General features: G+C 65.2%; 14 protein-coding genes. 3 read left to right on the forward strand and 11 right to left on the reverse strand.

The genetic code is table 11. From position 1 onward, the window contains the following. Positions 1 to 12: 12 nt before the first annotated feature. Complete coding sequence (locus ACZ0AJ_RS20075) at positions 13 to 444, forward strand: FKBP-type peptidyl-prolyl cis-trans isomerase (protein ID WP_332531799.1); 432 nt, start codon at positions 13 to 15, stop codon at positions 442 to 444. 181 nt (positions 445 to 625) lie between these two features. After that, complete coding sequence (locus ACZ0AJ_RS20080; protein ID WP_499456171.1) at positions 626 to 829, forward strand: hypothetical protein; 204 nt, start codon at positions 626 to 628, stop codon at positions 827 to 829. 15 nt (positions 830 to 844) lie between these two features. Here ACZ0AJ_RS20080 and ACZ0AJ_RS20085 read toward each other — a convergent pair whose 3' ends face one another. The 9 genes from ACZ0AJ_RS20085 to ACZ0AJ_RS20125 all read right to left on the reverse strand — a co-directional run bounded on the left by ACZ0AJ_RS20085 (position 845) and on the right by ACZ0AJ_RS20125 (position 11,005). Beyond that, complete coding sequence (locus ACZ0AJ_RS20085) at positions 845 to 1,312, reverse strand: GNAT family N-acetyltransferase (RefSeq protein WP_499456172.1); 468 nt, start codon at positions 1,310 to 1,312, stop codon at positions 845 to 847. Between the two features lie 40 nt (positions 1,313 to 1,352). Beyond that, on the reverse strand, positions 1,353 to 2,399 hold the full coding sequence (locus ACZ0AJ_RS20090; RefSeq protein WP_499456173.1) for a histone deacetylase family protein: 1,047 nt from the start codon (positions 2,397 to 2,399) through the stop codon (positions 1,353 to 1,355). A gap of 52 nt (positions 2,400 to 2,451) precedes the next feature. Continuing rightward, positions 2,452 to 4,047, reverse strand: a complete 1,596-nt coding sequence (gene gshA, locus ACZ0AJ_RS20095) for a glutamate--cysteine ligase (protein ID WP_499456174.1) — start codon at positions 4,045 to 4,047, stop codon at positions 2,452 to 2,454. Positions 4,048 to 4,125: 78 nt separating this feature from the next. Next, positions 4,126 to 6,183 (reverse strand): DUF885 domain-containing protein, encoded by a 2,058-nt coding sequence (locus tag ACZ0AJ_RS20100; protein WP_499456176.1) that lies wholly within the window; start codon positions 6,181 to 6,183, stop codon positions 4,126 to 4,128. Positions 6,184 to 6,214: 31 nt separating this feature from the next. Continuing rightward, entirely contained in the window at positions 6,215 to 7,036 is an 822-nt protein-coding gene (prmC, locus tag ACZ0AJ_RS20105) for a peptide chain release factor N(5)-glutamine methyltransferase (protein WP_499456177.1), read from the reverse strand. Then, positions 7,033 to 7,515: a disulfide bond formation protein B gene (locus tag ACZ0AJ_RS20110; protein ID WP_499456179.1), complete on the reverse strand. Its 483-nt coding sequence runs from the start codon at positions 7,513 to 7,515 to the stop codon at positions 7,033 to 7,035. The genes prmC and ACZ0AJ_RS20110 overlap by 4 nt, the downstream gene beginning before the upstream one ends. 269 nt (positions 7,516 to 7,784) lie before the next feature. Continuing rightward, positions 7,785 to 8,861 carry a peptide chain release factor 1 gene (prfA, locus tag ACZ0AJ_RS20115; RefSeq protein WP_499456180.1) on the reverse strand — a complete coding sequence of 359 codons (1,077 nt, stop codon included), beginning with the start codon at positions 8,859 to 8,861 and terminating at the stop codon, positions 7,785 to 7,787. A 109-nt stretch (positions 8,862 to 8,970) separates the two neighbouring features. Further along, the gene (hemA, locus tag ACZ0AJ_RS20120; protein ID WP_183554775.1) at positions 8,971 to 10,245 is read right to left on the reverse strand and encodes a glutamyl-tRNA reductase; all 1,275 of its coding nucleotides are present in this window, start codon (positions 10,243 to 10,245) and stop codon (positions 8,971 to 8,973) included. A 70-nt stretch (positions 10,246 to 10,315) separates the two neighbouring features. Beyond that, a complete protein-coding gene (locus ACZ0AJ_RS20125; RefSeq protein ID WP_499456182.1) occupies positions 10,316 to 11,005 on the reverse strand; it encodes a response regulator transcription factor in 690 nt (229 codons plus the stop codon). Between the two features lie 229 nt (positions 11,006 to 11,234). Between ACZ0AJ_RS20125 and ACZ0AJ_RS20130 the strand changes: the two genes are divergently transcribed. Beyond that, a complete protein-coding gene (locus tag ACZ0AJ_RS20130; protein WP_343828442.1) occupies positions 11,235 to 11,798 on the forward strand; it encodes a hypothetical protein in 564 nt (187 codons plus the stop codon). Between the two features lie 192 nt (positions 11,799 to 11,990). Here the strand turns inward: ACZ0AJ_RS20130 and minE are convergent, their stop codons facing one another. Further along, complete coding sequence (minE, locus tag ACZ0AJ_RS20135; protein WP_183554769.1) at positions 11,991 to 12,242, reverse strand: cell division topological specificity factor MinE; 252 nt, start codon at positions 12,240 to 12,242, stop codon at positions 11,991 to 11,993. A 1-nt stretch (position 12,243) separates the two neighbouring features. Next, the gene (gene minD / locus ACZ0AJ_RS20140) at positions 12,244 to 13,059 is read right to left on the reverse strand and encodes a septum site-determining protein MinD (RefSeq protein ID WP_183554767.1); all 816 of its coding nucleotides are present in this window, start codon (positions 13,057 to 13,059) and stop codon (positions 12,244 to 12,246) included. Positions 13,060 to 13,064: the final 5 nt, after the last annotated feature.

Genomic DNA, 13,064 nt, shown 5'->3' on the forward strand with positions numbered 1-13,064 from the left:
CAAGGATGTCCCATGATGAAGCTCCCCCTGATCGCCGCCTTTGCCGCCATGCTCGCCCTGAGCGCCTGCGGCGGTGGCAGCGATGATTCGCCCGCCCAGCCGGCCGTGAGCAGCCCTGCTGCCCTGACCAAGACTGACAACGTCGTTGGCACCGGCGCCGAAGCCGTCGCCGGCAAGCGCGCCACCGTTGCCTATACGCTGTGGTTGTACAGCGCGACCGCGAGCGACTTCAAGGGCACGCGCCAGGAAGCCAGCGAATTTGCGTTCACCGTGGGCAGCCGCGATACGATCACCGGCTTCGACCAGGGCGTAACGGGCATGAAGGTCGGCGGCAAGCGCACGCTCCTGATCCCGGCGGCACTGGCCTACGGCGCGGCCGGCCGCGGACCGATCCCGTCGAATGCGGGCCTGGTGTTTGAAGTGACGCTGAACAAGGTCGAGTAAGCCACGCAGGTTGAACGCGTGGACGGCAAACCCGTCCACCCTACCTGGTTTGTTGGCTGGCCGTGCCCTGGTCATCGTCTGTGTGGCATCCACACCAGCGGCGGCGCGCACGGCTGATCCGACGCACGGGTCAGCGTTTGTCCATCGGCGATGCTCGGGACTTTGCCGCCACGAGCCCGCCATGCCGCCTTTCCTGCCGATCCTCGGCGCGTTACCATTCCTTGTTCTGCCCTCATCTGGCGCCGCCATGCCCGCACCGGCCCTGGTGGCGTCTGCCTGCTTGGTTGCCACCACCAAGCCCATGGGACACCACGAACCACCCGCCTGGCTGCTGCTGGCCGGCGCGGTCATCCTGCTTGGCGCCGGCCGGGTGGCGGCATCCTGACACGTATAAAAGCACCTAGCGCAGCATGTCGATGTGCATGATCCCGTCTTCGTCGTACGGCGCCGACACCGTCTGGAAGCCGAAGCTCGCATAGAAGCGCTCCAGGTATTGCTGGGCGCCGATACGGATGCGGTGGCCCGGGTGCAGCGCTTCGGCATGGGCGATGCCTTGGTCGAGCAGCGCGCGGCCGGCGCCGCTGCCACGTGCGGCCGGCGTGGTGATGACGCGGCCAATCGACATCTCGTCGTATTTCGCGCCCGGCGCCAGCACGCGCAGGTAGGCGGCCAGCTGGCGCTTGCCCTCCACGTCGCGCCAGCCGAGCAGGTGATGTGCCTCGAGGTCATAGCCGTCGATGTCCGGATACAGGCACGTCTGCTCCAGGATGAAGACGTTCTGGCGCGCGGCCAGCACGTCATACAGGTCGAACGGGGTCAGGTCGGCGAAGCGGGAGAAGTGCCAGTCGATGGTGCTGGGGGAGGTCATGGGCAGATACGGGTCAATGAAAAAATGGGACGGGAGTGTGCTATTCAGCGGCGGTCTCGAAGCCTTCGAGCACGTTGACGGTATGGATGCCCAGCTCCGGACTGATGGCGCCGCCTTCGAAAATGAACACGGTTGGCAAACCCAGGTGCGCGATGCGCTCGCCGATGCGCAGGAAGTCGCCGCCCTGCAGGTTGAAGCGCGGCTCGTTGCCATGGGCGAAGGTGTCGACGCCCAGCGAGACCACGAGCGCCTGCGGACGCGTCATCGCGATCTTCACGCACGCCGTTTCGAGCGCCGCGAACCAGGTGGCGCTGCTGCTGCCCGGTGCGAGCGGCAGGTTCATCGTGTAGCCCGTGCCTGCGCCGCTGCCGGTTTCGTCGGCGTGGCCCAGGTAGAACGGGTACGTGACGCGCGGATCGGCGTGGATCGAGATGAACAGCACATCGCTGCGGCCATAGAAGATGCTCTGGGTGCCGTTGCCGTGGTGGTAATCAAGGTCGAGGATGGCGACGCGCTCGCGCCCGTCGTCCAGCAGATGCTGGGCCGCCAGCGCCGCGTTGTTCAGAAAGCACGAACCACCAAAGAAATCGCTGCCGGCGTGGTGACCGGGCGGGCGCGTCAGCGCAAAGGTGCCGCGCTCGCCGCGTTGCAAGGCGTGGGCGGCATTGACGGCGCAGTCGGCACCCGTCTTGGCCGCGATCCAGGTGCCGGCGGTGAGCGGCGTGCCGCAATCCATCGAGTACAGGCCCAGGCGGGCGCAGAAGTTCTCGGGTTCGATGTCGCTGCGCAGCGTGCGCACCGGCCACACGGCCGGAAAGGCATCCTTGCCGGCGTTGGCTGGATCGAGCGCGAGCCACTCGCTCCAGGCCGTGCGCAAAAAGTGCAGGTAGCGCGGGCTGTGCACGCGCTCGAGCGTCATCAGGGGCACGCCGTGCGGCGTGACGATGGCGCCCAGGCCGCGCCGCTCGCACTCTTTCAACACCATCGCCACACGCTCGGGTTTTTCAGAACACGGCGCCAGCTCGCCGCGCCCGATTGCGGCGCGGCCATCATGCTGGGCATGGTGTTCGTTATAAAACGTGAGCAAGTGGTCCTCGTGCGTTGGTGCAGGTGAGGCAGGTGAGGCGGGCGCTGCTGCCTCAGTTATTGCCGCACAGTGTACTGCTGTTGTACGCCGCGACGAAGGCGTCGAAGTCGCCGGTATCGGTTTGCTCGATGATCATCTGGTCGGCGATCGAGACGGCGGCCATTTCATCGAACAGCATTTCTTCGGCCGGCATCAACGGGCTGTCGCGGAACGACGCTGCGTGCAGCGTGCTTTGCTGCACGCCGAATGCCGCGGCCGAGCCGAGCGCGCGGATCTCGTCCAGTACGCGCGCCGACGGCGTCAGCGCCGGATCTTCGATCTTGGCTTTCTGACGGCCCAGTGAGGCGGTGTGCACGTCGCCTTCGTTGTGCCCGTCGTCCAGCAATGCCGCCACGGGCCGGATGCGCTCGATCAGCTCGAGCGCCCAGGTCGCAAGCGGTACTTCCAGGCCATCGCGCGTGAGCGTCAGGCCGGGCCGGCGGCCTTCCTTGACCGTGCGCGCGAAATTGCGGGCGTGCATGGCGCTGTCATGGTCGCTGATCATAGGGCTTTCTTCGAGGGCGCAGAACAGCAGGAACGCGTCCAGGAAGCGGCCTGTTTCGAGCGAGATGCCGACCGGCTCGTACGGATCGACGTCCATGCAGCGCACCTCGATGTACTGCACGCCGCGGTTGCACAGGGCCTGCACCGGACGCTCGCCGGTGCGGATCACGCGCTTGGGGCGAATCGTCGAGTAGTACTCGTTCTCGATCTGCAGCACATTGGTCGACAGCTGGATCCACTCGCCGTCTTTCTTGGTGCCCAGTTCCTGGTACGGCGGATAGGGGCGATTGACCGCGTCCATCAGGCTGGTGACGTAGCTTTCCAGGCTGTTTTCGTGCGGGCGCAGGCCCGACTGCGCATCGTTCTGGTAACCGAGGTCGCTCATGCGCAGGCTGGTCGCGTACGGCAGGTACAGCGTGTCATCGGACAGCGTTTCGAGCGCGTGCGGGCGGCCGCGCAGGAAGCTCGTGGTCAGCGCCGGCGTGGCGCCGAACAGGTACATCAGCAGCCACGAATAGCGGCGGAAGTTGCGCACCATCGCGATATAGCTCTCGGACTGGAAATCGCGCAGCGCATGACGGCGTTCTTCGACGATGCCTTCGTCCTGGGCAAACACCTGCCACAGCTTTTCCGGCAGCGAGTAATTGTAGTGAATGCCTGCGATGCACTGCATCGCCTTGCCATAGCGCAGCGCCAGGCCGCGCCGGTACACGTGCTTCAGTTGGCCGATATTCGAGGTGCCGTAGTAGGCGATCTCGATCTCTTCTTCGGGCGGCAGTTCGCCCGGCATCGACATGCCCCACAGCATGTCGTCGCCCAGCTTGGTGTAGGCATGGCGGTGGATCGCATCGAGACGGTGCAGCGCCAGCGAGATATCGTGCTCGACCGGGGTGATGAATTCCATCAGTGCTTCGGCGTAGTCGGTGGTGATGCTGGGGTGCGTCAGTGCCGAACCGAGGGCAGGCGGATGCGGGGTGCGCGCGAGCTGGCCGGCAGCGTCCACGCGCAGCGTTTCGCGCTCGATGCCGCGCAGGCCCTGGCCCAGCAAGGCGCGGTGTTCGTCGTCGCCCAGCAGGGCCAGACGGCGGTTGAATTGGTTCGACACGGTGTTTCCTTTCTTATACTGCCTGTTTCGGCTGGTGCAGAGATTAACCGAAAATCGGACTCCACGTTCGAGCGCTCATCATTCGCGCCAGGGCGGCGCCCGGTACGACGGCGCGGCGGGTGGTGGCGCCGGTCTGGCAGGCGGTACGAAATCGGGCGCCGGGCCGGGTTCGAGACCGGGCGGGACTTCGCCGTCGAACGTGAAGTCGAATTCGAACACCGGTTCAAGCACCGGGACAACCGATTCGAATTCGGCATTGAACGCGTCGTCCGGCGCAGTTTCCAGCGTGGGCGCTGAGACTGGCGTGTCCGGGGCCGCGATCCAGCGCTCGACCTGGCGTTCCAGTTCGTTCAATGGCAGCGCACCGTTGCCCAGCACCGCATCATGAAAACGCCGCGCATCGAACCTGGCGCCCAGCGCCGCGCGCGCCTTGTTGCGCAGCGCCAGGATGCGCAGCTGGCCGATCTTGTAGCTCAGCGCCTGCGCCGGGCGGGCGATATAGCGATCGACCTCCGCCTCGTTGTCCGCCGGCGGATTGGCCGTATTCGCGGTCAGGTAATCGATCGCCTGCTGGCGTGACCAGCCCAGCGTGTGGATACCGGTATCGACCACCAGCCGCGCAGCGCGGAACATCTCTTCGTTCAGGTGCCCGAACAGCGAGAACGGGTCCTTGAACAGGCCCAGCTCCGGACCCAGGCCTTCGGCGTAGGTGGCCCAGCCTTCGCCGAACGCGTCGTACCAGCCGTAACGGCGAAACGCCGGCAGCGCCAGTTCCTGCGCGCGCGCCACCTGCAGGTGGTGGCCGGGCACCGCTTCGTGCAGCGCGATGGTGTCGACCTGCCACATCGGCCGCGCGTCCAGGCGCACATTGTCGACCACCAGCGCGGCGCTGCGCTGCGCGCTGCCGGCTTCGTAATACGCCGCCGGCTGGCCGCTGCTGTTTGCGCCCATCGGCTTGACGACGATGCCGGCCGCCGGCACGCTGCTGACTACGCGGCCCAGGCGCGCCTGGGCCAGCGCCAACGTGCGCCGGTAGCGGTCGAGCAGGGCGTTCGGGTCCGTGAAATACAGGCGCCGGTCGCTCCGCGCGAACACGATGAATTCCGCAAAGCCGCCGCGAAAACCGGTGCGCGGAATCACGGCCTCGATCGCGGCGCGCAGGCGCGCGACTTCCTGCCGGCCCAGCGCATGCACCTGGGCCGGCGTGAGCGCTGTACTGGTGCTGGTGCGTACCAGCTGGGCGTACCAGTCGGCGCCACCCGCTTGCTGGCTTGCGCCGATCGTTGCGCGCGCGCCCGGCAGATAATCCTCGCGCAGGAATGTTTCGAGCGTGCGGAGGCTGGGCGCCACGGTATTGGCCAGCGCAGCCGCGCCGGCGGCGCGCAATGCGTCGCGGCTCTCGGGCGCGATCGATGCGGGGATGCGCTTGAACGGCGCGCCCAGCGGGCCATCCTGCAAGCCTTCGCGCAGCGCGCGCAAGGCATCCGGCACCGGTGCCAGCGCCGCCTTTGGCGTGGTCCAGCCGGCCTGGCGACCGGCGCGCAGCTGCTCGATCAGACCGTCGACGTGGGCCGGCAGTGCCTGCAGGCGCGCCAGATACGTTTGGTAGTCGGCGTCGGTCATGAACGGCATCTGCGCCACGAGGCGCGGCAGTTGCACGTGCAGGCCGTCGTAGGCGGTGAGCGGTTGCGGATCGAACGGCATCAAGGCGGCGCCGGCCAGCATGCGCTCCTTGTCGGCGCTGAACAGGTCGAGCGACAGCTTGTCCTGGCCCGACAGTGCGCTGCGATCGATCGCGCGCGCCGCAGCCAGCATGGCGCGCTCGTGCTCGATCGCCTGCGTGCGCGCAGCCAGCGAGGTGTCGGTCAGATAGGCGTTGTAGCGGTGCTCACCCAGGGCCGTGGCGCGTTCGGGCGCGCGGCGCAGTTGCCACTGCCAGTCGCGCTCGAACAGCTGGGCCGCTTGCGCTGCCGGTGTTTCGGTCGGGGTGGCCGGCTGCACGGCGATGGGAGCAGCGACGAGAGCAGCGACGGGAGGAACAGCAGGCGCGGCCGCGACGGCGCAGACCGGCGGCACCAGCAAAGCAAGTGAGGTAAACAGGATGCGCATGCGCTCTCCGTTGACGGGACTGGTCATTTTAACAAGTCCATCTGCGGGCGGGCGCGCCTTACGCGCCGCGCCGGCCACCGCTGACGCGTTCGATGCCGGCCAGGTCGCGCCAGCTTTGCACGTCGCCGTAGCCGCGCGCCGTCAGCAGTGCGCGCACGGCGCCGGCCTGGTCGTAGCCGTGTTCGAGCAGCAGCCAGCCGCCGGCGTCCAGATGCGCGCCGGCGCCATCGACGATCTGGCGCAGGTCGGACAGGCCGTCGGCATGGTCGGTCAGTGCATCCACCGGTTCGAAGCGCAGATCGCCTTCGCTCAGATGCGCGTCGCCGGCCACGATGTAAGGGGGATTCGAGGCAATTAAATCGAAACGCGCATCGCCCAGCCCTGCAAACCAGTCACTGCGCACGAAGTGCACGCGCGCGCCGTTGGCAGCGGCGTTCATGCGCGCAATGGCGAGCGCGTCGTCGCTGACGTCCAGGGCGGTGACGGCCAGGTCGGGCCGGGTGTGGGCAGCCGCGACCGCAATGGCGCCGCTGCCGGTGCCCATGTCGAGCAGGCGCTGCTGCGGCGCCAGGCGCTCGAGGGCGAGTTCGACCAGCAGTTCGGTGTCGGGCCGGGGGATCAGCACGGCCGGTGTGACCTTGAACGGCAGGCCGAAGAATTCGCGCTCGCCGACGATATAGGCGATCGGTTCGCCAGCCAGGCGGCGTTCGACGAGGCCATTGAGCCGCACTGCTTCTTCAAGGGTCAGCTCGCGCTCGGATTGCGTGATCAGCGCCACGCGCGGCAGGTGCAATGCATGGCACAGGAGGATGCGGTTTTCAAGCGCATCGAGCGGCAGCGCCAGGCGCGCCTGGGCCAGGGTGACGCCAGCCTCGATCATGCGTTGGCGCGGCGCTGGCGCAACAGCACCCAGCCCAGCAGCACGGTGAGGATCACGAACCAGACAGCCGACCATTGCGGAATGGCCAGGCCCAGCACCTTGTCGGTCGCACCTTCGCACAGGCCATCGGCGCGGAACAGCCACGGCAGGTATTCGGCCGTCGGGATCTTGTTGAGCATGGTTTCCATCGGATCGATGCCGCACGAGAAACCGGGGTTGGCGATCACATACAGGTGCTTGCCGACCGTGATCAGGCCGCCGACGGCAGCCAGGAGCGCGACCATGACGCTGCCGCTGATCTTGCCGGTGAAGGCGCCGACGAGCGCGGCCAGGCCGATGCCCAGGAAGAAATACCGCTGGATCACGCACAGCGGGCAAGGCCGCATTTCCAGGCTGTGTTGCAGATAGAGGGCAAAGCCGACCAGTGCAAAACTGATGAAGGAGATGATGAACAGGGCCTGGCGGTTGGTAGGTTGCATGATCGGTGGTTTTCTCGGCGTGGTAGCACGGTTGCTGCCATTAACTCGTCAGCGGATGAACGTCGTTCCCGCACAGGCGGGAACCCAAGTATGCATGCCTGGCCACTGCCGTTGTTCCCAGTGGCGGCTCAACCGACTTGGATTCCCGCCTTCGCGGGAACGACGTGCCAGAGCTGACCATGGAATGGCGTGGGCACGGTAGCGGCCATTTTCTCACAAACCTTCTGGCCAGCCGCCAGCCATTTTCAATCAGGCAACTTAACGGGCCTTTAATCGCCCAGCGCCGCCAGTTGCTCGGCCTGGTGCTCCGACGCCAGTGCATTGGTCAGATCGGTCAAGTCGCCATCCATGATGAAGTCGAGCTTGTACAGCGTCAGGTTGATGCGGTGGTCGGTCAGCCGACCCTGCGGGAAGTTATAAGTGCGGATGCGTTCGCTGCGGTCGCCCGAACCGATCAGGCTCTTGCGCGTGGCCGCTTCCTTCGATTGCTGCTCGCGCAGTTGGGCGTCCTTCAGGCGCGCGGCCAGCACCTTCATGGCCTGCGCCTTGTTCTTGTGCTGGCTGCGGTCATCCTGGCATTCCACCACCAGACCGGTCGGCAGGTGGGTGATGCGCACGGCCGAATCGGTCTTGTTGATGTGCTGACCGCCGGCGCCCGAGGCGCGGTAGGTGTCGATGCGCAGGTCGGCCGGGTTGATGTCGATGTCTTCGACTTCGTCGGCCTCGGGCATCACCGCCACCGTGCAGGCCGACGTGTGGATGCGGCCCTGCGTCTCGGTGGCCGGCACGCGCTGCACGCGGTGCCCGCCCGACTCGAACTTCAGCTTCGAATAGGCGCCGTTGCCGACGATGCGCACGATCACCTCGCGGTAGCCGCCCAGGTCCGAGGTCGACTCGGACACCATCTCGACCTGCCAGCGATTGCGTTCGGCAAAGCGCGTGTACATGCGGAGCAAATCGCCCGCGAACAGCGCCGATTCGTCGCCACCCGTGCCGGCGCGGATTTCGAGGAAGATATTGCGTTCGTCGTTGGCGTCCTTCGGCAGCAGCATCTTTTGCAGTTCCTGCTCCAGCGCCGCCATGCGCACCTTGGCCGCTTCGATTTCTTCCTGCGCGAACTCCTTCATTTCCGGGTCCTGCAGCATCTCTTGCGCTTCGGCGGTATTGGCCAGCGCGCTTTCGTACTGGCGGTATACGGCCACCAGCGGCGAGAGCTCGGCGTGCTCGCGCGTCATCTTGCGGTAGTTGTCCATATCGGCGGTGACGCCTTCGGTCATCAACAGTTCGTCCAGCTCGACCAGGCGGTTGGCAAGTTGGTCCAGCTTGGAAAGCATGGAAGGTTTCATGGGCGGTATCAGGGATCTAAGGAATCGGGCAGGCCGCGGATTGCGACCGGGTTGCAGCAGGAGGCGCCAGGCACGGCGCGGGCGGGCAGGCCGCCAGAGAACTGGAGCGCTAACGGCGACCGCGGAACAGCTGCGGCAGCAGGCTGGCCAGGCGCGCGCGTTCGTCGCCCTGGGCATGGTGCAGGGCCTGTTGCGGGCCATGCAGGAACTTGGCGGTCAGGCCCCGGGACAGGGCTTCGAGCACGGCATCGGCATCGTCGCCGCGCGCCAGCATGCGACGTGCGCGTTCGAGTTCGGCCAGGCGCAGCACCTCGCTCGACTCGTGCAGGTCGCGGATCACCGGCACCACGGCGCGGTCTCCCACCCAGTGCATGAACGATTCGACGCGCGTTTCGATGATGGCTTCGGCCTGGCGCACGGCGGCCTGGCGGCTTTCCATGCCGGTCTGCACCACCTGCGCCAGGTCGTCGACCGTGTACAGGAACACGTCGTCCAGGCGCGCGACTTCGGGTTCGATATCGCGCGGCACGGCCAGGTCGACCATGAACATCGGGCGATGGCGGCGCGCCTTGACGGCCCGCTCGACCATGCCCAGTCCGATCAGCGGCAGCGTCGAGGCAGTGCACGAAATCACGATGTCAAATTGGTGCAGGCAGTCGGGCAGCTCGGCCAGGCCGATCGCACGCCCGTTGTAGCGGCTGGCGAGCAGCGCGCCGCGCTCCATGCTGCGGTTGGCGATGGTGACCGATTTCGGGTTCTGCGCCGAGAAGTGCGCCGCGCACAGTTCGATCATCTCGCCGGCACCGATGAACAGCACGTGCTGGTCGGCGATGCGGTCGAAGATGCGGTGCGCCAGGCGCACGGCGGCGGCGGCCATCGACACGCTGTGCGCGCCGATCTCGGTACTCGAACGCACTTCCTTGGCCACGGCGAAGGTGCGCTGGAACATCTGGTGCAGATACGTGCCCAGGCCGCCGGCTTCGTCGGCGGTGCGCACGGCATCCTTCATCTGGCCCAGGATCTGCGGCTCGCCCAGCACCATCGAATCGAGCCCCGAGGCGACGCGAAACGCGTGGCGTACGGCGTCGTCCTGCGGCAGCAGGTACAGGTGGGGGCGCAGCTCGGCGTAGTTCAGCGCGTGGTAATGGGCCAGAAATTGCGCCGACGCGTCGAGCGGGTCGGGCAGGCTGGTGGCCGCATACAGTTCGCTGCGGTTGCAGGTCGACAGGATTGCCGCTTCTTCATTGCCCGTAGAACCATTGCGCGCGAACCAGCCGCGCGCCGACTGCACCGCCGTGCCGATCTGATCGGGGGCGAGCGCCAGCTGCTCGCGCAGCGAGACCGGTGCGGTCGTATGGTTCAGGCCAACGGCGAGGAGTTGCATTCTGGGGAGGGTAGAGGGTGAATGACTGCGGTCATTATACCCTCATGGGGAAGCGGCTTCAGAAGCCGGGTCAGGCGCCCAGTTTTTCCAGGCGGTAACCATAGCTGTAGACCGGCACCAGCCGAAAGCCATTCTCGGGGCGCAGATGCAGTTTATTGCGCACCCGTGACACGTGCGTGTCCATCGTGCGCGACGGCACGTCATTCTCGCGGACCCAGACTGACTCGTGGATGTAGGCACGCGACAGCGGCCGACCGATGTTACGGAAGAACAGCAGCGCCAGCGAAAATTCCTTCTGCGTCACGTCGATGACGGAACCATCCTTGAGCAGGCGGCCCGGGCGGGTTTCGAAGGTGTACGGGCCGAACTGCAGCTGTTCGGCACTGTTTTGCGATGGGTAGGCGCGGCGCAGCAGGGCCGACACACGCGAGACCAGTTCGCCGCGGCGCAGCGGCTTGATCAGGTAATCGTCGGCGCCAGCGTTGACGCCGGCAATGATGTCGTCTTCTGCGTTGTTGCCGACCAAGAACATCGCCGGCGCCTGTGACGCCAGCTTTTCCTTGGCGCGGCGCAGCACTTCGGCGCCATCCATATCCGGAACGTTCCAGTCCATCACGAGCATGTCGGCGCTATCCTTGCGCAGTTGCGCGAGCAGATCGCGGGCGCTGTCAAACGATTGGCAGTTGTGGCCGGCAGCACTGAGGACCTGGCAAATCAGGTCGGCTTGCGGGCGGTCTTGCTCCAGAACAGCGATCTTCATGATGGGACAATGTGAAAGTTTGCACTGTAGGAAGACTCCTACAAAGTTAAAAACGAATATAGCAGACTTTGACAAAATAGTGCTAAAGGTAAATATCGTTTTTTCGCTTCTTGTTGCAACTGTTGTGTTAAAGGGACCACGTACAGCGTCATGTCATGGGGGTACACTGGATTTCAGATGAAATTTGAATAACGAAAAGGGTGAGATTATGTTGTTTCGACGCAAAGATGTGACTGTTCCTGAAGACCGCGTGCCCGTCAGTGGCCCGGAAGTCGAGGCCACGCGCCTGCGTTGTCTGGCGTTGGTCAAGAAGCGCGCCGCGATGTCGGCAGCGGTGGCGGCCGTGCCAATTCCCGGCCTGGATCTTTTGGCCGATATTACCGGTTTTGCGTCCCTGGTCGATGAAGTCAACGCCGAGTTTGGCCTGACGCAGAAGCAGATCGAGCGCCTGAATCCGCGTCTGCGCATCATTGCCTATAAAGCTGCGGCGTCGGTCGGTGGCATGTTGGTCGGCAAGCTGGTCACGCGTGGCGTGGTGCTGCGCCTGTTCCAGCGCGTGGCAGGCCGGATGGCCGTCAAGTCGAGCGCGAAGATGGTGCCGATCGCCGGCCAGATCGCGTCGGCCGCCATCGGCTACACGCTGTTCAAGCGCATGGGTACCCAGCACGTGGAAGCGTGCGTGGCCGTGGCGCGCGAGCTCGAAAACGCCGGGATCGACCACAACGTGGCCGAGGACGACGATGCCGTGGGCGCGACCAGCGGCACGGCGAAGGCGCCATTGTTAGTGATGTGATGCGTTGCGAAATAGCCGTCCGTTGTAGGGTGGGCGGCTATGCCGCCCACGCGTTCAACTTGATGTGATTGTGTGGTGCATCAGGGTTCGTTGAACGCGTGGACGGGGAACCCGTCCACCCTACGCACGAAAAACAACCGCCCAAAACAAAGCCCGCTCAGAGCGGGCTTTGTCGGTCACGGGTGCGCACGTTCAATTATCCGGCAGCACCACGTTCACATCCAGCACTTCCAGGTTGCCCTGGCGGTCGAGCGACACCTTGATGTCGTCCGGATTGACCTTGACGTATTTCGAGATCACCGCGATCAGCTCCTGGTGCAGGGCCGGCAGGAAGTCCGGACCGGCACGGTTGGTGCGTTCGCGCGCGATGATGATCTGCAGGCGTTCCTTGGCAGCTGTCGCGCTCTTCTTTTTTTCGGGGAAGAGAAAGGATAGCAGTGCCATCTCACTTGGCTCCGAAGATACGCTGGAACAACCCTGGCTTTTCGTAGCTGGTAAAGCGCAGCGGGCGTTCTTCGCCCAGGAAGCGCGCGACCACGTCTTCATAGGCTTCGGCCACGTCGGTTCCCTTGAAGTGAATCGCCGGGTTACCCTGGTTCGATGCGTGCAGCACCGATTCGGATTCAGGGATGATGCCGATCAGCGGGATGCGCAGGATTTCCTGGACGTCCTGGTACGACAGCATTTCGTCGGCGTCGACGCGCTTTGGCGAATAGCGGGTGATGAGCAGGTGTTCCTTGACTGGCTCCGAGCCGCTCTGGGCGCGGCGCGATTTGGCCTGCAGGATGCCCAGGATGCGGTCCGAGTCGCGCACCGACGAGACTTCGGGATTCGTCACGACAATGGCTTCGTCGGCAAAGGTCAGCGCCATCAGCGCGCCGTGCTCGATGCCGGCCGGCGAATCGCAGATGATGAATTCGAATTCCATCTTGACGAGGTCGTTGATCACGCGCTCGACGCCTTCTTCGGACAGGGCGTCCTTGTCGCGCGTCTGCGAGGCCGGCAGGATGAACAGGTTGTCGCAGTGCTTGTCCTTGATCAGCGCCTGGTTCAGGGTCGCTTCGCCATTGACGACGTTGATCAGGTCATACACCACACGGCGCTCGCAACCCATGATCAGGTCGAGGTTGCGCAGGCCGACGTCGAAGTCGATGACGGCGGTCTTGTGGCCACGCATGGCCAGCCCGGAAGCGAAGCTGGCGCTCGAGGTCGTCTTGCCAACACCGCCCTTGCCGGACGTCACAACAATAATTCGTGCCACAAATA

It is taken from the genome of Telluria sp. AC161, from assembly GCF_979258535.1.